Consider the following 21,703-nt stretch of genomic DNA (forward strand, 5'->3'; position numbering starts at 1 on the left):
CGCCAATCACGACCGGCGCCCACGCCGGGCGGCCACGAGAGCGCCCACTGCGGCGGCGCCGGCGAGCAGCATGCCCCGGTGCTGAGCCGCCCATTGCTGGGCCGAGGTGTCGGCGGCGTCGAAGGGGCCACGGGCGCCGTGGTCGCGCCCGCCGGGGCCGTCCACGGGCTCCCAGATGTTGACCGGCCGGTCCGGTGGCGGCGGTCCGTCGGTCTGCTGGGCGTCGACCGAGGTGCGCGCGACGTACCGGTCGAGGAGGGCCGGCACCGCTCGTTCGCCGAGGATGGCCGCCACCGTGCTGCGGCCGACCCAGTGCTCGCGCTGGCGGGGGTGGTCGGCGGCGTACACGATCGCGCGCGCCGCGACCTCCGGCTGGAAGATCGGCGGCACCGGCTGGGCCTGGCGGGGCATCCGCGAGAGCCCCCAGATGAACTGCGGGGTGTTGACGGCCGGTAGCTGCACCATCGTCGCCCGCACCCGGCTCCGGTCGTGGCGCAGCTCGGCGCGCAGGGACTCGTGGAATCCCCTGATGGCGTGCTTGGCGCCGCAGTACGCCGCCTGCAGCGGGACGCTGCGGTAGGAGAGGGCCGAGCCGACCTGCACGATCGTGCCGCGGTCGCGCGGCAGCATCCGGGCCAGCGCGGCCCGGGTCCCGTTGACGAACCCGAGATAGGTCACCTCGGTCACCCGGCGGTACTCCTCGGCGGTCACGTCGGTGAAGCGCCCGAAGACGGTGACGAACGCGGCATTGACCCAGACGTCGATCTCCCCCAGCTCGCGCTCCACCCGCTCAGCGGCGGCGGCGACCGCCTCGGCGTCGGCGACGTCGAGAGGTACGACGAGCGCCCGCGCGCCGGCATCCTCGACCTCACGCCGCGCCGCCTCCAGCCCGGTGGTGCCGCGGGCGAGCAGGGCGACGCCGTCGCCCCGGTCCGCGAAGGCCCGGGCGCAGGCCCGTCCCACCCCCGCGCTCGCTCCGGTCACGACGATCACGCGTCCGGCCATGCGGTCTCCTCCTTCCGGTGAGGTCGACCCGTGCCGGGCGCCGGGTCGGCGAGCCGGTGGGCGGCCTCGATCAGCGCCCCGTGCGCGAACGCCTGGGGCAGGTTCCCGCGCAGCTGCCGCTGCGCGACGTCGTACTCCTCGGTGAACAGACCGGGCGGCCCCACCGCCCCGCGGGTCCGCTCGAAGAGGCGCAGCGCCACGGCGTGGTTGCCCTGCTGGTGGGTGGCGAGCGCCAGATGGAAGCCGCAGAGCAGGAAGGCTCCCTCGGTCTCGCCCAGTGGCCGGTCGCCGTGGCGGAACCGGTAGACGTAGCCGTCCTCGGTCAGCTCCTCCAGCACCGAGCGCCAGGTGGCGACGGTGCGCGGGTCGTCCTCGGGAAGGGCACCGCGCACGGCCGGCCTCAGCAGCGCGCTGTCGGTGCCGGGGACATCGGGAGCGCGCTGCCATCGGCCGGTCGGGTGCAGGCACGTGCGGCTCGCGTCGGCGACGAGACGGTCGGCGAGGGCGATCAGCCGGTCCGCCCCGGACCGCGCGGCGGGGCGGGCGGCGACCGCGCGCAGCCCGGCGGCACAGACCAGTCGGGAGTGGGTCCACAGTCGGTCGTCCAGCTCCCAGATCCCCGCGTCCGGGCGCTCGTGGAGCCGGGCGATCGACTCCGCCGCGGACTCCGCGGCCCGCCAGCCGCGGGCGTCGATCCGGCCGAGCTCGTCGGCGGCCGCGAGGAGGAGCAGCGCCTCGCCGTACGCGTCGAGCTGGAACTGGTCGTGGACCCGGTTGCCGACGTGCGGGTCGGCGCCCCCCGGATAGCCCGGGAGGTCCAGCGACCGCGGCCGCGGGACGGGGTCGCCGTCGACGGTGTAGGCCGGGTACAGGTGGTCGCCGTCCTCGAGGAGCCGGTCGGCGACGACGCGGACCGCACCGTCCAGCAGCGGGTTTCCCCCGACGGCGGCGAGCGCCTGCCCGACGAGGCACTGGTCGCGCACCCAGGCGAACCGGTAGTCGTAGTTGCGTCCCTGCTCGACCTGCTCCGGGAGCGACGTGGTCGCGGCGGCGACCATCGCCCCGGTCCCGGCGGTGAGCCCGCGCAGGACGGCGTAGGAGTGCCGGGACTCGGCGGGAGCGACGGAGTCGGTGAGGGCCGGAACCTCGTCGCGCCAGACCTGCAGGGTCCGCTCCCACGCGGGCTCGGGATCCGGCGGTGGCGCGTCGAGGGGGTGGTCGGCGATCTCGAGGACCAGGTCGTGCTCCTCACCGGGGCGCAGTCCGAGCTCGAGCCGGAGCGCGCCGCCGTCGGGCCTCGCGTCCGCGGCACCCGACCACCGCAGGTGGAGGCCGCCGGTGGTCGCCTCCCAGGACTCTGCGACCCGGCCGGAGAGCACCATCGGCTCGGCGCCGAAGCCGGCGCGGCACTCGAGTGTCGCGGCCACCCGTACGCCGGCATCGACCGAGCGGATCCGGCGCAGCAGGACGACCCGGTGCGGATCGGCGGGCATGGCGAGCGCCTGTTGACACTCGACGACCCCGTCGGCGGTGACCCAGCGGTCCGTCCAGACGAGCGTGCCCGGGAGGTAGCTGCCGCCGTGGACGGCGAGGGCCCCGACCGGCGCGACGACGTACCCGCCCTCCCCGCCCAGCAGGGACGAGAAGACGGCATCGTCGTGCCACCGGGGAATGCACAGGAACGCGATCTCCCCGTGGGGCCCCGTGACGGCGCCGCGCTCGCCGTCGGCGACGAGCGCGTAGCGCCGCAACGGCTCGGGCGGGCACGGGATCACCGGCGCCGCCCTTCAGTGGTCGAGGATCTCGGGTGGTACGCCGCGGGACTCACTCGTCCGCGAAACGCACCTGGTGGTCGCTGGGCATGGGGTCGCCCTCGAGGTTGAGCGGCGCCTCGTGCAGGAGCACGGCACGCACCTTCGCCCGCTCCCGGTCGGAGCCGTGCGGCGTCAGGATCAGGATGTCCGGCTGGGGCGACTGGTCGTCGCGGACGGCCTCGTAGCCCTCCACCTGGAGCGCAGCGAGGATCGCTGCCGGGTCCTGTCCGCGCGGCACGTGGTAGCGCAGCGAGTCGACGACCCCGCCGACGGCCTCCTCGCGCTTGCGGAGCTCGTTCTGGCGGAACCAGTGCACGGCCAGCCAGACGACTCCCACGACGATCACCAGCGGGATCACTACGAAGACGATGCCTCCGAGCAGATACTCCACGACTGTCTCCTCCCGGTAGTCAGGTCAGCCGTACTCAGGTTCAGTCCGTACGGTTCCCGATCGGGGCGCGCGGCACACGCGCGCCCCGATCGGGGCGACTCGGCGTGCGTCCGATTCAGCGGGCGAGGACGACCGCGAGCGCGCCGGCGCCGAGGAGAAGCCAGCCGACCTGCTCGGTGAGGTCGGCACGGTGCAGCTCGTGCAGGCCGCGTACGACGGCGCGGACGCGGCCCGGCCAGCGCCCGGCCCGCAGCAGCGGGCCCCACAGCGCGACGGCGGCGACCGCCAGTCCGAGGACCACCGTCAGCGCGGCGAGCGCGAGCGAGGTCATCGTCCAGACCGGTGGCTCGTGGGCGACCACGGCTGCCGGCGGGCTTTCGGGGTGGAGGACCGCCTCGGCGTACCCCTTCCCGTCGGCGAAGACCGCGGCCGCGGTCCCGCCGGCGCGGTGCAGGACCGGGGCGGTCGCGAGGACGACGCCGAGGCCGAGCAGGACCCAGGCCGGGGTGACCATGAGCGCCGCGATCCGGTAGCCGACCGGCGCCCGCTCCTCGGGCTCCTCCTCGGGTCTGGGCTCGCGCCGCTGGCGCGGGTCGACGCCGAGGCCGAGGAAGACACGGGCGGTCACCCGGAGGACCGCTCCGGAGGTCAGCGCGCCGGCCGCCACGACGACGGCGACCAGCCAGGGCAGGCCGGCCGTCGAGAGCGAGTGCTCCACCGCCTCCTTCCCCCACCACAGGCCGAGCCCGGGCAGGCCGGCGAGGCCGAGCCCGCCGACCAGGAAGACGGAGAAGGTGAACCAGCGACCGCGGCCGCGGCCGAAGAGGGCGTGCTCGTCGACCGTGCCGTCCTGGTTGAGCAGCACCCCGGAGCCGAGGAAGAGCGGGCCCTTCGTGCACGCGTGCCCGAGGAGGTAGGCGATCGCCGCGGCGGTGCCGTGCTCGTCGAGGAGGCCGACCCCGAGGAGGGCGACTCCGACGTGGCTGATGGTGGAGTACGCCAGCAGCCGCTTCACGTGCCGCTGCCACACGCACATCACCGCCCCGAGCAGCGCGGTGACGGCGCCGAGGGTGAGCAGCAGGTGCTCGACGAGGTCGTGCGGCAGGACGCCGTCGAAGACGACCCGCCACCAGCGGGCCACGGCGTACACCCCCATCCCGACCATCGCCCCGGACAGCACGGCGCAGACCGGCGTCGGGGCGGTGGCCTCGGCGTCGGCGGTCCAGAAGTGGAAGGGCACGGCGGCCGCCTTCACCAGCGCCCCGACCAGCAGCAGCGCGAACGCCAGCCCGACAAGCGCGTCGGCCGGCTGCTCCCGGAGGCGCTCGCCGACGAGCGCGAGGTTGAGCTCGCCGGTGCGGGCGTAGAGGAGCGCGATGCCCACCAGGGCGAGGGAGCCGCCGAGGGTGTTGACGACGCCGAACTCCAGTGCCGCGTGGACGCTGCGCGGCTCCTCGACGCGCATCCCCGCGAGGGCGTACGCCGCCGCACCCATCAGCTCGAACCACACGAACGCGTCGAAGAGGTCGCCGGCGACGGCGAAGCCGGACATGGCCGCGAGGAAGACGAGCATCAGCGCGTGGTACGTCGCCGAGACCTCCTCCAGGAAGCGCCACGAGAACACCAGTCCCGCGAGCACGAGCACGGCCGCCGCGAGCACGAGCGCGGCCGCCGTACGGTCGGCCACCAGCGCGATCCCGGCCGGGCCGGCGCCACCGGTCGTCGGCGTCCAGCCGCCCAGCCACTGCACCGCCCGACCACCGCCCACGGCGACCGCGAGCCAGCCGGCGCCGCCCGCACAGGCCGCGGCGACGACCGCCGCGGCGGCATCGGCCACGACCCGCGGCAGCCAGTGGCCGAACGCCGCCAGGAGCGCACCGCCGGCGAGCGGTACGACGACCAGGAGGACGGGCAGCTGCTCGGCGGGCCCGCTCACCCGGCCCGCTCCTCCCGGCTCTCCTCCTCCAGCGAGCGCAGCTCGCGCGGGTCGACGCTGCCGCGCCGCTTGGCGACCTGGACCGTGAGCGCCAGCAGCAGCGCGGTGACCGCGGCGCCGACGACGATGTCGGTCAGCGTCATCGCCTGGACGACCGGGTCGGCGACCTTGCGGTGCCGGCCGATGTCGGCGTACACCGGCGCCGTGCCGCCGCGGGTCCAGCCGATCGCGAGCAGCAGCAGGTACGTCGAGGACTGCACGATGCTCAGGCAGACGACGGTGTGCACGAGGTGGCGGCTCGTGACCAGGCCGTAGCAGCCGGCCAGGAAGACCCAGCCGGCGACGGCGTACGGCAGCCAGTCGAGCGTCACGACGCCTCCTCCCGCGGCACCAGGATCGCCTGCTCGAGGAACTTCGCGACGACGAGCACGAACGCCGCCCCGACCTCGACGGCGATGCTGACGTTGAGCAGCGGGAGCGTCCCCGACGAGCGCAGGTCGCGGACCGTGCCGGTCGGGAGCCAGTCGGCGAGGAAGCCCGACCCGGCGACCAGGCCGGCCAGGCCGATCGCGACGTAGCCGAAGGCCCCGAGGCCCTCCGCGGTGTCCAGCAGCCCGGCGGTCCGCAGCCGCTCGAGGGTGCGATGGTCGGCGGCGAGGTAGGCGAGGTAGAGCGCGGAGGCGAGCACCGTGCCGCCCTGGAAGCCGCCACCCGGCGAGAGGTGGCCGTGCAGGACGACGTACCCCCCGACGAGCAGGGTCACCGGCAGGAGCACGTAGCCCACCAGCCGGACCCCCTCGAAGATCTCCCCCGGGCCGTACTCGTGCGGCGCGTCCTCCTCCGCCTCCGCGGTGAGTCGGCGCAGCAGCAGCACCGTGCCGATCGCCGCGGCGAGCAGGATGAGCTCCTCGCCGAGGGTGTCGAAGCCGCGCTGGTCCAGCGTCACCGCGACGACCGCGTTCGCGGTGTCGTGGTGGAAGGCGTCGGCGACCGCGCGCTCGCCGTACGGGTGCGGGACGTGCCCGGCGCCCGGCAGCGCGGCGAGGGCGCGGAACCCCGTCACGGCGAGCGCGGCGCCGCCGAGCACGCCGAGCACGAGCGGCAGCTGTCGCCTCATCGCGGCTCGCTCCTGTCGCCGCGTTCCCGGCTCCGGTTCGTCGCCCGCTCGCAGCGGGCGATGGCCAGGACCACGATGAGGGGTACGGCGGCGGTGCCGACCCCGATCTGCGAGAGCGCGACGTCGGGGGCGGCCAGCGCGAGCATCGTCATCCCGAGCACGAGGCCGTACGCCGAGAGCACCGCCGCCTGCCGCCCCGGGTCGCGGGTCAGTACCACGGCGGTTGCGGTGACCGCCGTCAGGACGAGGAGCACACCGAGGATCCAGGCGTTCACCCGCCCGCCCCCTCCCCGCGGTCGCCGCGGGCGCGCTCGACCGCGTGACCCGTGGCGGTGGAGAGCGCCGGGCCGGTGCCGGCGAGCAGCGCGCCGATGATCAGCAGCTTCACGGCCGAGCGCACTCCGCCGGCGGTCAGCGCGAGGGCGACGACCATCATCGGCGCCCCGACCACCGCCGCCAGGGCTGCGTAGTGGATCCGGTCGCGGGTGTCCCGGCGTACGACCAGGCCGACCGCGGCCAGCAGCAGGACGGCCGCCCCGGCCACGAGCAGCACGTCGGAGGCGACGGTCAGCGCGCTCACAGCTCCCGCCCCCAGAACCGCGCGAACACCAGCGACCCGGCGAAGGTCAGCACGGCGAGGACGAGCGCGACGTCGACGTACGGGCTCCGGCCGGCGGTGCGCGACATGAGCAGCAGCTCCAGGGTGGCGGCGACGGCGAGCGCCTCGAGGGCTACGAGGCGGCTCAGCGGGTCGCCGTGGAAGACCTCGACGAGGCACAGCGGCACGACGACGGCGACGAGCACGAGGGCGACGGCGGCGACCATCGCTCAGTCCTCCACGACGCGCTCGACACCGGCGCGCCCGCCGATCCGGTGCACCCGCACGCTGCCCGGGCGGCCCTCCCCCGGCCGCACGTCGAAGACGTAGCTGCCCGGCGTCGACGACAGCAGCAGGTCGGCGTAGGCCCGCACCCCGCGCGAGTCGCCCTCGGGCAGCGTGACGGTGCCGCTGCGGCCGACGTGGCGCCGGCGGGCGACGAGGCCGCGCGCGAGCACTCCGGTGTCCCTCACGAGGTCGACCGGCAGCCGGACCAGGTGCCACCAGCGCAGCCGCGGCGGCGCCGGCGGCCGGAACCCCTCCGTCGCGACGATCGCCGCGGCGCTCACCACGGCTGACAGCACGGCACCGAGAACCCACTCGTCCCAGGTGAGCGGCGAGACGAGGAAGATGTACGCCGCGAGCAGCGCCGCCCACCACACCAGCCCCTCCAGTAACCGGGTTCCCATCGCCTCGCCTCCGTCCGGGTGCTCTCTGGTGTTCTCAGTGTGCTCCTGTGCTTGCCGTGTTCGTCGTCCCCGGCGTGTGCCCTGTGTGCTTCGGGATGTACCCGGCCAGCCGCCGGGGCAAGCGGCCGCCGCGTCAGACCAGGACGGCGAGCAGCCCGCCCGCGAGAACGCCGCCGGCGACCACGGTCCCGGCCATCGCCGCCGTCGCCTTCCACGACAGGGCACGGCCGACCATCACGATCGACGGCAGGCTGAGCGCCGGCAGCGTGACGAGCAGGGCGCCGGCGACTCCGCTGCCGGCGCCGGCGGCCACCGCGGCGACGACGACCGGGATCTCGCCGCCGGTGGGGATCACCAGGAGCGCGCCGACGACCGCCGCGGTCAGCACCGCCACCACGCCGAGCCGGGCCGCTGCGCCGGAGAAGTCCGAGAGCCAGCCGCTGAGCCACCCGGTCAGCAGCACCACGACGACGTACTCAGGCACGAGCACCAGCGCGAACCGGGCCAGCGAGCGCAGGAACCGGACCGGCAGCGCCCGCCAGGTGACCGGGGCGTCGCCCTCAACCGTCACGGCGTCCGGGTCGGCGGGCGCCACCGACCTGCCGTCGAGACGGCCGGCGACGTACGCCGACGCGCCTACGACCAGCAGCGCGCCGAGGAGCACGCGCACGGCGGCGTACTGCCAGGGGAGGACGAGGGCCAGGAAGACGATCACGGCCGGGTTCAGCAGTGGATTGCCGAGCCAGTAGGCGAGGGTCGCTCCGAGCGGTGCGCCGCGACGACGCAGGCCGACCGCGACCGGCGCGGTGCAACAGGTGCACATCATGCACGGCAGGGACAGCAGGGCGCCGACGGAGCTCTGGCCGAGGATGGTGCGCCGGGTCAGCATCCGCGTCGTCCACTGTCGGGGCACGAGGCTGTCCAGCGCCGCGGCCACGACGAGCGCGACCACCGCCGCCTTCCACACGGCCGTGAAGTAGTCGGTGGTGAAGTCCCAGGCCCCCGCCAGCGACGGTAGGTCGCCCGGCTGCCCCGCGGAGAGGAAGAGCGCCGAGCCGGACCAGGAGCGGCTCGCCGCCAGGTCGCGCACCTTCTCGGCGTAGGGCAGCCACTTGGCCCACGACAGACCGACGACCAGGAGGACGGCGAGGACCGCCACCCCGGCCAGGCCCAGCCGGATCCGTCGGTCGCGCGAGCCGCCGTCGTCGGCTCGGAGGAGCGTCTCTGTCACGGGGCACCACCCTGCCGGTTCTCGATGACGGTGCGAAGACCCATCGCGTCGTTCCTCCCCAGCCGGCTGACAGGCCGGCGTTATCCGATCGGGCCGAATGGCATGCGGGTCAGGGACGCTGGCCCGCAGTGGGCAGGCGCTGGCCGGGGCAGCGCTGCAGGATCCGGGTCATCGCGTCCCGCTCTGCCGGTTTGACCCAGAGCCCCCATTTCCGCTTCACGGCGATCTGGCGGGCGACGTAGGCGCACCGGAAGCTCTTGTTCGGCGGGAGCCAGGTGGCGGCGTCGCCGGCGCCCTTCGACTCGTTGGTCGGGCCGTCGACGGCGAGGAGCTCGAGCGGGTCGTTGGCGAACTCCTGGCGCCGCGCCGCGGACCAGCGCTGCGCGCCGGTCTCCCAGGCGTCGGCCAGGGCGACCGCGTGGTCGACCTGCACCTCGATGCTGGTGGTGACGCCGCGGGTGAACCGGATCGTCCGGCCGGTGTAGGGGTCGTGCAGGACGCCGCTCAGCACGACGCAGCCGTGGGTGTCGGGGTCGATGACCGTGTCGGTCAGGTCGCGCCGCAGCACGTCGTTGCGGGTGTCGCAGCCGTTGTGGCCCCACCGCTGGTCGTTGTCGTCCGACCACGCCTGGCCGAACAGGTCCCGGTCGTAGCCGGTCATCGGTGCCCGGCCCTTCGCCGGGAGCCGCTGGAGCGCCCTCAGCGCCGGCGGGCGCGCCGCGGCCGGGCTCGACGGGCTCGCGGGCTCACTCGACCTGCCCGGCCGTGGGCTCCACTCCGAGCCCGGCCCGGCCTGCTCGCACCCCGCGATGACGAGCAGCAGTCCGAGGACGAGCCCGATGACGGTGGCGGCCGCCCGGCGGCGTACTCCCCGCGACACAGTTCTCGACACAGCCCGTCATCGTGCCGGACGCCACCGACAGCGCGGCCATCCGGGCACCCGGCGCCGGAGCGAGGTCCCGCCGGTGCACACTGTGCGTCGTGGACGCCGAGGCCTGGAACGAGAGGTACGCCGGCAGCGACCCGGTCTGGTCGCTGACGCCCAACGTGTTCGTCGAGCGCGAGCTCGCCCACATGTCGCCGGGCACCGCCGTCGACCTGGCCACCGGCGAGGGACGCAACGCCATCTGGCTGGCGAAGCGAGGGTGGCGGGTCACCGCCGTGGACTTCGCGCAGGTCGGCCTCGACAAGGGCGCCGCCATGGCCGACGGGCTGCCGATCACCTGGGTCTGCGCCGACGCGACCCGCTGGGTCTCGCCGCTCCCGGTCGGGCTGGTCCTGGTCGCCTATCTCCAGCTCGACCCCGAGGCCCGGCGCGCCGCGGTGAGCGGTGCCTGGAACAGCCTCGAGATCGGCGGCACGCTGCTCTGGGTCGCGCACGACTCCACGAACCTCGCCGAGGGCACCGGTGGGCCGCAGGACCCGGCCGTCCTCATGACCGCCGAGGACGTGCTCGACGACCTGGACCACCTCGGCGCGACGTACGGCGTGGTGCGCGCCGGTCGGGTCGAGCGCACGGTGGCCGACAACCCGGGCCACGGGCACGGCCACGAGGGAACCCGGACCGCGTGGGACTGCCTCGTCCGGGTCGTCCGGCAGCGCTAGCGGCTACGGCTGGGTCTGCTCCTCGGACTCGGACGAGCCGCCGTCGGACCCGCCGTCGGAGTCCGTGCCCGGCTCCTGCGCCTCGGGCCTGTCGTCGTCCCCGAAGACCCCCTCCTCCTGGGCGCGCCGCACCTTCTTGAACTGCCGGGTGAGGCTCCAGCCGAGGAAGGCGACAGCGGCGCAGAGCAGGATGAACACCGCGAAGGCCATCCACCCGGCGACGACGTCGTCGTCCTTGGGGGGCTGCTGGTTGACGCCGTCGAGCCGGAGGACCAGCGGCCAGAGGAACGCGGGGAACTGCATGGCGCCAGTCTCTCACCCGCCGGCGACGGTGACCCCGGCGGCCTCGCTCTCGTCGATCCCCGCGAACAGGTCGTCCTCCGGCAGGGTGGTGTCCACGAAGCTCGTCACCAGCTCGTAGTCCTCCGTCGGCCAGACCCGCTCCTGGATCTCCCGCGGGATCGCGAACCACGCTCCGTCGGGGTCGATCTGGGTGGCGTGGGCGAGTAGCGCCTGGTCGCGTACGCCGAAGTAGTCGGCGCACGGCACCCGGGTGGTGATCCGCGCGTCCCAGTCCGGCTCGGGCTTCCACTTCTCCAGCCGCTCGGCGTACGGCGACTCGAGGCCGTGCTCCAGCATCGCGTCGTGGAGCGCCTGCGTCTTCGGCCGGTTGAAGGCGTGGTGGTAGTAGAGCTTGAGCACCTGCCACGGCTCGCCGAGCTCGGGGAGCCGCTCCGGGTCGGCGGCCGCCTCGAAGGCGGCGACGCTGACCCGGTGGCACATGATGTGGTCGGGGTGCGGATAGCCGCCGCGCTCGTCGTACGTCGTCATCACGTGCGGCCGGAAGCTCCGGATCAGCGCGACGAGCGGCTTGATCGCCTCGTCCAGCGGCACCAGCCCGAACGAGCCCTCGGGCAGCGGCGGCTTCGGGTCGCCCTCCGGCCAGCCGGAGTCGACGAAGCCGAGCCAGTCCTGGGTGACGCCGAGGATGTCACGGGCGCGGGCCATCTCCTCGCGGCGGATCTCGTGGATGTTGTCGAGGATCCCGGGGCGGTCCATCTTCGGGTTGAGGATCGAGCCCCGCTCGCCGCCCGTGCAGGTCACGACGTGGACGTCGACCCCCTCCGCGACGTACTTCGCCGTCGTGGCCGCCCCCTTGCTGGACTCGTCGTCGGGATGGGCGTGGACGTGCATGAGTCGCATGCCCTTGCGGGGGTGGTTCGGCATGGGCGCAATCCTAGGTGCGAGGATTCGCGGGTGAGTTCGCAGGACCCCGTCGCCGCCCGTCGGCTGGCCGACCGCTACGGCCGGGGGCCGCGGCGCAGCACCCGGCTCCTGCTCGTCGGCCTGGGCCTTGCGATCGTCGTGATCGTCGCGTGGTTCGGCTGGGCGCTGTGGGTCAACCTGCACCCGAAGGTGACCTCGGGCCTGGAGACCTGGCGGGCGACGAGCCAGAACGAGGTGTCCGTGACGGTCGTCGTGAAGGTCCACGACGACGGGGTCACGCCGACCTGCTCGGTCGAGGCCACCGACGCCAACAGCCTGGTCGTGGGACGGCTGGAGTTCGAGGCCGAGCCAGGCCGGCAGACGGTGAGGTTCAAGACCGAGCGCGAGGCCGCGCGAGTGAACTGGGACGGCTGCACCGCGCCGGGCCAGGACGACGCGCGCTGACAGGAGCCGACCGGAGAGGGACCGGAGACGACTCCGGGCCCCGACCGATCGGCCGGGGCCCGGAGTTCGTACGACGTCGTCGCGTCGTGCAGGTCGGTGGGTCAGTCCTCGAACGGGACCGCCTTGAGGACCTGGACCTTGATGGTGCGGCCGGTCGGGCCCTCGAACTCGACGGTGTCGCCGACCTTCGCGCCGGTCAGCGCGGCGCCGACCGGCGCCTGCGGGGAGAAGACGTCGAGGTCGCCGGCGTACGGCTTCATCTCGATGGAGGCGAGCAGGAAGGTCTCGGCCTCGTCGTCGTCATCGCCGTCGAACTTGTAGGTCACGACCTTGCCCGGGGCGACGACGCCGTCGTCCGCCGGGACGGTGCTGTCGGCCTTGGTCAGCACCTGCTCCAGCTTGGCGATCTCGCCCTCGAGCTTGCCCTGCTCCTCGCGGGCGGCGTGGTAGCCGCCGTTCTCCTTGAGGTCACCCTCGTCGCGGGCAGCGCTGATGGCGCCGACGATCTCCTGCCGGCGCGGCCCCTTGAGGTACTCGAGCTCGGCCGTGAGCTTGTCGAGGGCACCCCTGCTGAGCCAGATGGTGGCTGCGCTGGACTCGGTCGACTGCGTCATAGCGAGATAACTCCTGGTGTCTGGATGGTGCGGGACGCCGGCGGGGTGGGTACCCGGGCCGGAATCCGGATGGATTCAGCGTGTGGGCCGACGCCATGGACGCTCACGCGGGCTTGCCCGTCTTCGGGCCGACGGCCTCGTGGAGACGTCAGAACGATCAGTCTAACAAGGTAACCACAACTCGCGGAGTCGGTGAACGAGAACCGTCGAGAAGCGCGGACGCCTTGCCCTCGCCGTCGCCCGCTCTCTAATGTGACGGGCGTCACATTCTTTACCTTCTCGGGAGGTCGCGATGCGCGTCCTGCGGGTTCTCACCTCGATCCTCGGCGCCGGGTCGCTCGCCGCCGCGATGCTGGCCGGCGGCGTCACGGTCGACCTCGCCACGGCGGCCCCGGCCGCCGCCCTCGACGACGGCCTGGCGCGTACGCCGCCGATGGGCTTCAACGACTGGAACGCGTTCGGCTGCAACGTCGACGCGCAGCTCATCGAGCAGACCGCCGACCTGTTCGTCAGCAGCGGCCTGAAGGACGCCGGCTACGAGTACGTCAACATCGACGACTGCTGGATGACCCACGAGCGCGACCCGGAGACCGGGCGGCTCGTGCCCGACCCCGGGAAGTTCCCGGACGGGATCGCGGCGGTCGCCGACTACGTCCACGCACGCGGGCTGAGGCTCGGCATCTACGAGAGCGCCGGCAGCACCACCTGCGCGGGCTACCCGGGCAGCCTCGGCCACGAGACGGTCGACGCGCAGACGTTCGCCGACTGGGGCGTGGACTACCTGAAGTACGACAACTGCGGCAGCCACGGGCAGTACCCCGACACACAGCAGGGCTACATCGCCCGCTACTCGGCGATGCGCGACGCACTCGAGGCCACCGGACGCGACATCGTCTACTCGCTGTGCGAGTGGGGCAACCTCCAGCCCTGGACCTGGGGCGCCGACGTCGGCCACCTGTGGCGTACGACGGGCGACATCCAGGACAACTGGTCGAGCCTGAAGAGCATCATCCGCCAGAACGCGCCGTTGGCGTCGTACGCCGGGCCGGGCGGCTGGAACGACCCGGACATGCTCGAGGTCGGCAACGGCGGGATGACGGACACTGAGTACCGCACCCACTTCGGGCTCTGGGCGATGATGGCCGCCCCGCTGATCATCGGCACCGACCTGCGCGAGGCCGACGACGCCACGATGCGGATCCTCGGCAACCGCGACGTGATCGCGGTCGACCAGGACCCGCTCGGCGTCCAGGCCGACGTCGTGAGCGACGCCGACGGTGCGATGGTGTTCGCCAAGCCGCTCGCCGACGGCGACGAGGCCGTCGCGCTCTACAACGAGAGCGACCGCGCGCAGACGATCCGCACCACCGCACAGGACGTCGGCCTGTCGGGCCGCTCGTTCCTCGCCCGCGACCTGTGGTCCGGCGACGAGCGGGAGTCGGCGGGCACGATCGTCGCGCACGTGCCGGCGCACGGGACGGCGATGTACCGCGTCTCGTCGCTGAAGGGGCACGGGCGGTACGCCCCGATGACGGCGCTGAGCGCCGACACGGACCCGGCCGACGGCGTCGCCGAGCCCGGGTCCCCCACGACCGTCCGGGCGAGGCTCGAGGACGCGGGCCGGCACTCGCTGCACGACGCCACGCTCGGCGTGACCGCCCCCGATGGCTGGACCGTCGCACCGCCGGGACCGCGGACGGCCGGCAAGGTCTCCTCCGGTGACACGTTCGACGCCACCTGGTCGGTCACGCCTCCGGCTGACACGGCGCCGGGCGACTACGACCTCGCCGTGACGGCGGCGTACCGCTGGGGCGACGAGCCGGACCAGCGGGAGACGCTCCGGACGACGCTGACCGTCACCGTTCCCACGCTGCCGCCGTCGGGGACGACACCGCTGTCGGACGTCGCGTGGGTCAGCGAGACCAACGGCTGGGGGCCGCCCGAGATCGACCGCAGCAACGGCGAGCAGGGCGCCCACGACGGCGGGCCGATCACGATCGGCGGGGTGGTCTACGACAAGGGGATCGGGGCGCACGCCGACAGCGAGATCCGGTGGTTCCTCGGCGGAGGCTGCACCCGGCTCACGACAGACGTCGGGATCGACGACGAGAAGACCACCAACGGCTCGGTCACCTTCCGGATCCTCGCCGACGACGACGTGGCGGCCGACTCCGGCGTCGTCACGGTCGACGACCCCGCCGCCCATCTCGCCGCCGACCTGACCGGAGCCCGCTGGCTCACCCTCGTCGAGGACTCGGGAGGCGACAACAACAGCGACCACGGCGACTGGGCAGGACCGCTGCTGACCTGCGACTGACGGCAGCAGACGGGCGTCAGGGGCCGACCGCGGCGTACCCCTTGCTGCGGAGCCGCTCGAGCACCTTCTGCGCGTGCGGCTCACCGCGGGTCTCGAGCTGGAGCTTGACCTCGACCTCGTCGAGGCGGAGCGCCGGGTTGGTGCGCCCGTGGACGACCTCGACGACGTTGGCGCCGAGCTCCCCGATCTCGGCGAGCATCCGGGCCAGCGAGCCCGGCCGGTCGGGGATGGTGACCGAGAGCGGCAGGTAGCGGCCCGCGGCGGCCATCCCGTGGCCGATGACCTTGCCGAGCAGGAGCGGGTCGATGTTGCCGCCGGAGAGGACGACGGCGACGGGTCCCTGGAAGGAGCCGGGCTCGTCGAGGACCGCCGCGACGCCGACCACGCCCGCGGGCTCCACGACCAGCTTGGCCCGCTCGACGAGGGCGAGCAGCGCGCGGGAGATCGACTCCTCCGAGACGGTCCTGATCTCGTCGACGTACCTGCGGATGAGCGGGAAGTTGACGTCGCCCGGACGGCCGACGGCGATGCCGTCGGCCATCGTCGGCATGCTGTCGAGCTGGACCGGCTCGCCGGCGGCGAGCGAGGGCGGATACGCCGCTGCCTCCTCGGCCTGGACGCCGACGACCGTCACGTCGGGACGGCGCTGCTTGACGGCGAGGGCGACGCCCGCGAGCAGCCCACCGCCGCCGAGCGGCACGACGATGGTGCGTACGTCGGGGACCTGGTCGAGCACCTCGAGACCCAGCGTCCCCTGCCCGGCGACGATGTCGGGGTGGTCGAAGGGGTGGATGAGCACCGCGCCGGTCCGCTCGGAGTACGCCCGCGCGCCGTCGAGGCACTGGTCGACGTACTGCCCCTCGAAGACGACGTCGGCGCCGTAGCCGCGGGTGGCGTTCTCCTTCGGGATCGGCGCGCCCTCCGGCATGAAGACGGTCGCGTGGATGCCGAGCGTGCGGGCGGCCAGCGCGACGCCCTGCGCGTGGTTGCCGGCGGAGGCAGCGACGACGCCCTTCGCCCGCTGCTCGTCGGGCAGGCGGGCGATGCGGACGTACGCCCCGCGCGCCTTGAACGAGCCGGTGCGCTGGAGGTTCTCGCACTTCATGACGACCGGGGCGCCGACCAGGTCGGTCAGCCACCGCGACGTCTGGATCGGCGTCACCACCGCGTTGCCGCGCAGCAGCTCACGGGCGTCGTCGAGGTCCTCCGGCGAGAGCGGCTCCACCGGCGTACGCACTTCCTCAACCACTCTCGAGTCCCTCCTCGGTCACCTGCTCGGCCTCTTCCTCGCGCAGCTCGTCCTCGGCTGCCAGATGCTGGACGACGGCGTTGAGCGCCGCCGCGAGCGGCACCGCCACCAGCGCGCCCGCGACCCCGGCCACCAGCACACCGGTCGCGATCGCGAGGATCACGGCCAGCGGATGGACCCGGACCCAGCGTCCCATCAGGAAGGGCTGGAGCCCGTGGGCCTCGAGCTGCTGTACGAGGATCACACCACCCAGCATGATGAGCGCGGTCACCAGCCCTTGGTCGACGAGCGCGACGAGGACCGCGACGGTGCCGGCGATCGTCGCGCCGATGAGCGGCACGAAGGCGCCGAGGAAGACCAGCACACCGATGGCCGCCACGAACGGGACCCCGAGGACCGCGGCCACGATCATGATGCCGACCGAGTCGACGGCGGCGACGATCACCGTCGCCCGGGTGAACTGCGTCAGCGAGATCCAGGCGACGCGGCCGGAGCTGTCGACGCGGTCACGCGCCACGCGCGGGGTGAGCCGGACGACCCAGGACCAGATCTCGGCGCCCTCGGCGAGGAAGAAGTACGTCGAGAACAGCACGATGAACATCCCGGCCAGGACGTCGGCGGCGACGCCGCCGACCTCGGTCACCTTGGAGACGGGGTTCTTGCCCTGCTCGCTGCCCCAGTCGGCGAGCGACTGCTGGGCCCGGTTGATCCAGTCGTCGATCTGGTTCTCGCTCGCGTGCAGCGGGCCGGTCTTCAGCCAGTCGCGGATCTCTCCGAGTCCCTGGGAGGCCTGCTGGGCGAGGTCGCTCGCCCCCGAGGCCACCTGCTGGCCGGCGAAGGTGAGCATCGCGCCGACCACCGCGATCACCCCGATCACGACGATGAGTGCGGAGATGCTGCGGCGGACCCCGATCCTCTGGAGGGCGTCGACGATGGGCACGACGAGCGCCGCGATGAGCAGCGCCACCACGACCGGTACGACGATCAGCTCGAGGTAGCCGAGGGCGCGCACCAGGACGTAGCCCGCGGCCACGATGACGAGGAACCGCCACGCCCACGAGGCGGCCAGGTCGACGCCGTACGGGATGGTCGAGCGGCGCGGCTGCGACGTGCTCAGCGGCACCGGCGAGGCGAGCTGCTCCTGGCGCTCCTCGCGCAGCTGGTTCCACTGCTGGAACAGCCGGACCGCGAGGCTCTCGCCGGCGGCGGCCCGCGCCGGGTCACGGCGCGGCCGGCCCGCGGTCCGGCGGCCGTCCCGCCCGTCGGCGCCAGCGGCACCGGCGGTGTCGGTCTCGTCGACCGGCTCCCCGGTCACCCGCTCGTCGTCGGCCCGGGACTCGTCGTCGGCCCCGTGGTCCTCGCGCGGCTCCTCCTCGGGCGGCTCGGCCGCGGCGCGTCCGGCAGCGTCCTCGCTCACGAGGTCGAGGCTACCGGCGGCGCGGCGAGCCGCCCCGCCAGCGCCCGCGCAGCGGTCGGGTGTGTCGTGGCGAGCAGGCCGGCGGCGGCCAGGATGTACTGATCGTCGACCGCGACGCGCAGGCCGCCCTCCCTCGGCGGGAGCTGCCACCCCGGCTCGTCCGGCCAGACGAGGACGCGCTCGGCGACGCCGGCGCGGCCGTGGCGGAGCACACCGCCGGAGCCGACGACCAGGCCGACCCGGCGCAGGTCGACCCCGGTGCGCTCGACCACCCGGCCGTGGGGGCTGACCACGACCTGGGAGCGTCCGGCGTGACGCCGGAGCGCCAGGCCGACGGCGGCCCGCGCGAGCGCCTCCTCGTCGTCGCGCTCGGCCTCGGTGGCAGGGAGCCAGCCCGGCTCGTCGTGCCGCCGCTGCGCCGCCGATGCGAGGTCGGCGAGCCCGGCGGCCTCGACGGTCGTCGGTGCCGACCACCGCATCCCGAGGTCCGCCTCGACCGTGCGCGTCACCGGGGTCACCGCGACGACCTCCTCGCGACGCTCCTCCGGATCCGGTCGTACGACGCTGTGCACGTCGGTCGTCGCGCCGCCGACGTCCACGACGACCACGTCGCCGACCAGCTCTGCGAGCACCTCCACGCCGGTGAGTACGACGTCGGGGGTCGCTCCCCGGACGATCTCGGCGAACTCCGGCCGGGCGCTCAGCCCCTTCCCGCCGATCACGTGCTCGAGGAACATCTCCCGGACCGCCGCCCGGGCGCTCCCGGGAGCGAGGACACCGATCCTGGGCACGACGTTGTCGGCGAGCACGTGGGGGAGCCCGTCGAGGAGCTCGCTCACCTGGCCCTGCGCCTCGACGTTGCCGGCGACCACGACGGGACCGGCCCAGGCCCCGGCCGCCGCGACGTCGGCGAGTGCCCTCGCCGCGGACAGCAGCACCTCGCTGTTGCCGCCGTCGGTGCCGCCGGTGAGGAGCACGACGTCTGGGCGGGTCTGCGCCAGCGTCCTCGCCAGGTCGCGGGAGCCGTCGGCCCCGGCCATCGCGACGACGGCCACCACCTTGCCGCCGCTCGACTGCGCGACGCGGCGCCCGGCCTCGGCCGTCACCAGCTCCTCGTTGCCGACCACGGCGATCCGCAGGCCGCCCCCGGCCGAGGAGCAGGCGAGGGTCCGCGCGGTCGCCGCCCGCCCGTCCTGCTCGACGAGGGAGGCCAGGCAGGCGTCGTACGCCGCCATGACCTCGGGCAGCGTCGTCGGCGCGCTCGCGACGCCGAGGACGTCGCCGGTGGCCGGCTCGACGTGGAGCGCCTTGGTCCAGGTGGAGCCGAAGTCCACGCACACCACCGAGGAGGCGTCAGTCAAGGGCGCGCTCGAGGTCGGCGACCAGGTCGTCGGCGGTCTCGATGCCGACCGAGAGGCGGATGAGGTCGTCGGGCACCTCGAGGTCGGTGCCGGCCACGGAGGCGTGGGTCATCCGGCCGGGATGCTCGATGAGGCTCTCGACGCCGCCGAGCGACTCGCCGAGCGTGAAGACCTCGGTCCGCGAGCACACCTCGAGCGCCTTGGCCTCGCCGCCGTGGACCCGGAAGGAGACCATGCCGCCGTACCGGTGCATCTGGCGCTGGGCCACCTCGTGGCCCGGATGGGTCTCGAGGCCGGGGTAGATCACGTCGCCGACACCCGGGTGACTGGTGAGGAAGTCGACGACCCGCTCGGCGTTGTCGCAGTGCCTGTCCATGCGTACGGCGAGCGTCTTGAGCCCGCGCAGCGTCAGCCAGGCGTCGAACGGCCCGGCCACCCCGCCGATGGCGTTCTGGTGGAAGGCAAGCCGCTCGGCGACGTCGAGGTCACGGCAGACGAGCGCCCCGCCGACCACGTCGGAGTGGCCGCCGACGTACTTGGTGGTGGAGTGCACCACCACATCGGCGCCGAGGGTCAGCGGGCGCTGCAGGTACGGGCTGGCGAAGGTGTTGTCGACGACGAGCAGCGCCCCGGCGTCGTGGGCCAGTCGGGCGATCGCGGCGATGTCGCCGACGTTGAGCAGCGGGTTGGTGGGGGTCTCCAGCCAGATCAGCTTCGTCTGCCCGGGCCGGATGGCCGCGGCGATCCGCTCGGCGTCGTCGACGGGCGCCGCGCTGTAGTCGATCCCCCACGGCTGCTCGACCTTGTCGACGAGGCGGAAGGTGCCGCCGTAGGCGTCGTCCGGGATGACCACGTGGTCGCCCGGCGTCAGCAGGCTGCGGATCAGCGTGTCCTCCGCCGCCAGCCCGGACGCGAACGCGAACGCGCGCTCGCCCTCCTCCACCGCGGCCAACGCCCCCTCGAGCGCGGTGCGGGTGGGGTTGCCGGAGCGGCTGTACTCATAGCCCCCGCGCAGCCCGCCCACGCCGTCCTGCTTGTAGGTGCTGGTGGCGAAGATCGGCGGGATCACCGCCCCCGTCGTCGGGTCCGGCTCGTAGCCCGCGTGGATCGCCCGGGTCTCGAAGCCCGACTTCTGCGTCTGCTCCTGCTCGCTCACGTGGCGAGCCTACGGCGCGGGACGCCGAGGTGACGCTGGAGGACGCGGTGCCACTTCAGCCGGGGCAGCTCGGGGTGGAGTGCGGCGAGCCCGACGCCGTACTTCGAGATCGACGCCGGCCGGTGCCCACGACGCCACAGCAGCCGGTCGACCTCGGAGGGCCGCGAGCCCGACTTGGTCTCCACGACTGCGATCTCGGGGAACTCCCGCCGGCCGCCGTGGAGGAGCGACCAGAAGCCGAGCCGGAGATCGACCGTCGCCCGCGCACCGCTCGCGGCGAGGAAGGTCGTTCGGTCGTACGTCGTCACGAGCGTGGGCCGCAGCCGCGCCGTCAGCTCCGGGCCGAGCTGGTCGCCGACGTACGCCGCTCCCTCGGGCGTCAGCACCGGACCGGACCGTCTCCCGGCCGGGTCGACGTGGGGGATGCGCTCCTTGACGGTCGTGCCGCGGCCGCCCTGGGTCTTCACCTCGAGGAAGGTGGCGTCGGTGTCGACGTAGGTGCGGGTCCGGACCTTCCACCGGCGCCGCCGGCCGCGGCCGGCGGCATGGAAGCTCGCCAGCTCGGGCGTGTCCAGGTAGGTCGAGGAGTAGCGGAACGACCGCAGCGGCCCGATCTCCAGCACCCTCGTCCCCGCCGGCAGCCCCTCGACGAGGCCGGGCACGTCGCGCGCCGGGACGACGTACTTCCGGTCGACGCGGGTGAGCAGTGCCGCCTCGTCGACCAGCTCCTCGAGACCGACCGCGCCGAGGTGCTCGACCGGGAGCTCGGCGACGGTCGCGGTCAACGTACCGGCCCCGCCTGCGCGTCGACGGCCCGCTCCGCCCCGCTCCCGGCCACGTCCGTCGGAGTCTCCCGCGCCGCCCTCGCCGGCGTGCCCTGCTGGGGGGCGACGCGGACCCGGACCAGCGTGGTGTCGTTGACGATGTCCACGCGCAGGACGTCGACGGAGACCACCCGGGCACCGAGCATCGTCTCCAGCTGGGGCACGAGCCTGCGGCGGTCGAGCTGGGCCCGGTCGAGGAGGATCTCCTGGCTCGCGGAGCGCGGTGAGACCCGGGGGTGGTCGCCGACGACGACCGCCACGACGACCAGCGCCATGAGCGCGATGCCCAGCCACGCCGGGGAGACGTCGAGCCCGGCGACGAGCCCGAGGGCGAGGTTGGCGAAGTAGTACGCGACCTCGCGCTGGGACAGCTCCTCCGACCGGAGCCTGATGATCGAGAGGATGCCGAACAGGCCCAGTCCGAGCCCGGCGCCGATGGTGCTGTTGGCGAGTGCCCCGGTGACGGCGAGCACGCCGATGTTGACGGTCAGGTACGCCACGACGAGCTCGCGGCGCCCGTTGCGCCACCAGAACACCGCGACCAGCGCGACGACGGCGACGAGATCCGCGAGGACGAAGGGCAAGGACAACATCAGGTGAACTCCAGGTAGACGACAGGCGACTTCTTTACCCAACCGCGCTCGAACCGGAACGTCCAATCGCTCCGCTTCGGATCGGCCCCAGATCGGCCCGGACCGGCCCCGCCGG

General features: G+C 73.8%; 24 protein-coding genes. 3 read left to right on the forward strand and 21 right to left on the reverse strand.

What is annotated here, in order from left to right:
* Nucleotides 1-6: 6 nt before the first annotated feature.
* The 12 genes from ABLE53_RS04660 to ABLE53_RS04715 form a co-directional block, all read right to left on the reverse strand.
* On the reverse strand, nt 7-1,005 hold the full coding sequence (locus ABLE53_RS04660; RefSeq protein ID WP_348857511.1) for an SDR family oxidoreductase: 999 nt from the start codon (nt 1,003-1,005) through the stop codon (nt 7-9).
* Nucleotides 990-2,780, reverse strand: coding sequence for a glycoside hydrolase family 15 protein (locus ABLE53_RS04665; protein ID WP_348857512.1), 1,791 nt, complete (start codon nt 2,778-2,780; stop codon nt 990-992). Before ABLE53_RS04665 ends, ABLE53_RS04660 begins: the two co-directional genes overlap by 16 nt.
* A gap of 49 nt (nt 2,781-2,829) precedes the next feature.
* A complete protein-coding gene (locus ABLE53_RS04670) occupies nt 2,830-3,210 on the reverse strand; it encodes a hypothetical protein (RefSeq protein ID WP_348857513.1) in 381 nt (126 codons plus the stop codon).
* 115 nt (nt 3,211-3,325) lie between these two features.
* Nucleotides 3,326-5,146 carry a complex I subunit 5 family protein gene (locus tag ABLE53_RS04675; RefSeq protein ID WP_348857514.1) on the reverse strand — a complete coding sequence of 607 codons (1,821 nt, stop codon included), beginning with the start codon at nt 5,144-5,146 and terminating at the stop codon, nt 3,326-3,328.
* Entirely contained in the window at nt 5,143-5,517 is a 375-nt protein-coding gene (locus tag ABLE53_RS04680; protein WP_348857515.1) for a sodium:proton antiporter, read from the reverse strand. Before ABLE53_RS04680 ends, ABLE53_RS04675 begins: the two co-directional genes overlap by 4 nt.
* Nucleotides 5,514-6,263 (reverse strand): hydrogen gas-evolving membrane-bound hydrogenase subunit E, encoded by a 750-nt coding sequence (gene mbhE / locus ABLE53_RS04685; protein WP_348857517.1) that lies wholly within the window; start codon nt 6,261-6,263, stop codon nt 5,514-5,516. The genes ABLE53_RS04680 and mbhE overlap by 4 nt, the downstream gene beginning before the upstream one ends.
* A complete protein-coding gene (locus ABLE53_RS04690; RefSeq protein WP_348857518.1) occupies nt 6,260-6,538 on the reverse strand; it encodes a Na(+)/H(+) antiporter subunit B in 279 nt (92 codons plus the stop codon). Before ABLE53_RS04690 ends, mbhE begins: the two co-directional genes overlap by 4 nt.
* Entirely contained in the window at nt 6,535-6,843 is a 309-nt protein-coding gene (locus ABLE53_RS04695; protein WP_348857519.1) for a monovalent cation/H(+) antiporter subunit G, read from the reverse strand. The genes ABLE53_RS04690 and ABLE53_RS04695 overlap by 4 nt, the downstream gene beginning before the upstream one ends.
* The gene (locus ABLE53_RS04700; protein WP_348857520.1) at nt 6,840-7,088 is read right to left on the reverse strand and encodes an MrpF/PhaF family protein; all 249 of its coding nucleotides are present in this window, start codon (nt 7,086-7,088) and stop codon (nt 6,840-6,842) included. Before ABLE53_RS04700 ends, ABLE53_RS04695 begins: the two co-directional genes overlap by 4 nt.
* Nucleotides 7,089-7,091: 3 nt before the next feature.
* Nucleotides 7,092-7,550, reverse strand: a complete 459-nt coding sequence (locus ABLE53_RS04705) for a hypothetical protein (RefSeq protein ID WP_348857521.1) — start codon at nt 7,548-7,550, stop codon at nt 7,092-7,094.
* 133 nt (nt 7,551-7,683) lie between these two features.
* Nucleotides 7,684-8,781, reverse strand: a complete 1,098-nt coding sequence (locus ABLE53_RS04710) for a permease (protein ID WP_348857522.1) — start codon at nt 8,779-8,781, stop codon at nt 7,684-7,686.
* 109 nt (nt 8,782-8,890) lie between these two features.
* Nucleotides 8,891-9,673 (reverse strand): HNH endonuclease family protein, encoded by a 783-nt coding sequence (locus ABLE53_RS04715; RefSeq protein WP_348857524.1) that lies wholly within the window; start codon nt 9,671-9,673, stop codon nt 8,891-8,893.
* An 89-nt stretch (nt 9,674-9,762) separates the two neighbouring features.
* Here ABLE53_RS04715 and ABLE53_RS04720 point away from each other — a divergent pair, with 89 nt between their 5' ends.
* Complete coding sequence (locus ABLE53_RS04720; protein WP_348857526.1) at nt 9,763-10,386, forward strand: class I SAM-dependent methyltransferase; 624 nt, start codon at nt 9,763-9,765, stop codon at nt 10,384-10,386.
* 3 nt (nt 10,387-10,389) lie between these two features.
* Here ABLE53_RS04720 and ABLE53_RS04725 read toward each other — a convergent pair whose 3' ends face one another.
* Together ABLE53_RS04725 and mca are read right to left on the reverse strand one after the other, a co-directional pair.
* Entirely contained in the window at nt 10,390-10,689 is a 300-nt protein-coding gene (locus ABLE53_RS04725; protein ID WP_348857527.1) for a hypothetical protein, read from the reverse strand.
* 12 nt (nt 10,690-10,701) lie between these two features.
* Nucleotides 10,702-11,613: a mycothiol conjugate amidase Mca gene (gene mca, locus ABLE53_RS04730; RefSeq protein ID WP_348857528.1), complete on the reverse strand. Its 912-nt coding sequence runs from the start codon at nt 11,611-11,613 to the stop codon at nt 10,702-10,704.
* Between the two features lie 30 nt (nt 11,614-11,643).
* Between mca and ABLE53_RS04735 the strand changes: the two genes are divergently transcribed.
* Entirely contained in the window at nt 11,644-12,057 is a 414-nt protein-coding gene (locus ABLE53_RS04735; protein WP_348857529.1) for a DUF4307 domain-containing protein, read from the forward strand.
* A 101-nt stretch (nt 12,058-12,158) separates the two neighbouring features.
* Here ABLE53_RS04735 and greA read toward each other — a convergent pair whose 3' ends face one another.
* Entirely contained in the window at nt 12,159-12,671 is a 513-nt protein-coding gene (gene greA, locus ABLE53_RS04740) for a transcription elongation factor GreA (RefSeq protein ID WP_348857531.1), read from the reverse strand.
* Nucleotides 12,672-12,963: 292 nt separating this feature from the next.
* Between greA and ABLE53_RS04745 the strand changes: the two genes are divergently transcribed.
* Nucleotides 12,964-14,988, forward strand: a complete 2,025-nt coding sequence (locus tag ABLE53_RS04745; RefSeq protein ID WP_348857532.1) for an NPCBM/NEW2 domain-containing protein — start codon at nt 12,964-12,966, stop codon at nt 14,986-14,988.
* 16 nt (nt 14,989-15,004) lie between these two features.
* On the opposite strand, the gene ilvA is transcribed toward ABLE53_RS04745, so the two are convergent.
* The 6 genes from ilvA to ABLE53_RS04775 are packed head-to-tail and all read right to left on the reverse strand — an operon-like array spanning nt 15,005 to nt 21,588.
* Complete coding sequence (ilvA, locus tag ABLE53_RS04750) at nt 15,005-16,237, reverse strand: threonine ammonia-lyase (protein ID WP_348857533.1); 1,233 nt, start codon at nt 16,235-16,237, stop codon at nt 15,005-15,007.
* Nucleotides 16,230-17,654 carry an AI-2E family transporter gene (locus ABLE53_RS04755; protein ID WP_348857534.1) on the reverse strand — a complete coding sequence of 475 codons (1,425 nt, stop codon included), beginning with the start codon at nt 17,652-17,654 and terminating at the stop codon, nt 16,230-16,232. Before ABLE53_RS04755 ends, ilvA begins: the two co-directional genes overlap by 8 nt.
* A complete protein-coding gene (locus ABLE53_RS04760; RefSeq protein WP_348857535.1) occupies nt 17,651-19,015 on the reverse strand; it encodes a glutamate mutase L in 1,365 nt (454 codons plus the stop codon). Before ABLE53_RS04760 ends, ABLE53_RS04755 begins: the two co-directional genes overlap by 4 nt.
* A complete protein-coding gene (locus ABLE53_RS04765; RefSeq protein ID WP_348857536.1) occupies nt 19,008-20,171 on the reverse strand; it encodes a cystathionine gamma-synthase in 1,164 nt (387 codons plus the stop codon). Before ABLE53_RS04765 ends, ABLE53_RS04760 begins: the two co-directional genes overlap by 8 nt.
* Nucleotides 20,168-20,956, reverse strand: a complete 789-nt coding sequence (locus tag ABLE53_RS04770; protein WP_348857537.1) for a polyphosphate polymerase domain-containing protein — start codon at nt 20,954-20,956, stop codon at nt 20,168-20,170. Before ABLE53_RS04770 ends, ABLE53_RS04765 begins: the two co-directional genes overlap by 4 nt.
* The gene (locus ABLE53_RS04775; RefSeq protein WP_348857538.1) at nt 20,953-21,588 is read right to left on the reverse strand and encodes a DUF4956 domain-containing protein; all 636 of its coding nucleotides are present in this window, start codon (nt 21,586-21,588) and stop codon (nt 20,953-20,955) included. The genes ABLE53_RS04770 and ABLE53_RS04775 overlap by 4 nt, the downstream gene beginning before the upstream one ends.
* Nucleotides 21,589-21,703 lie beyond the last annotated feature (115 nt).

The organism is Nocardioides asiaticus (assembly GCF_040049175.1).
GTDB classification, from domain to species: domain Bacteria; phylum Actinomycetota; class Actinomycetes; order Propionibacteriales; family Nocardioidaceae; genus Nocardioides; species Nocardioides cheoyonin.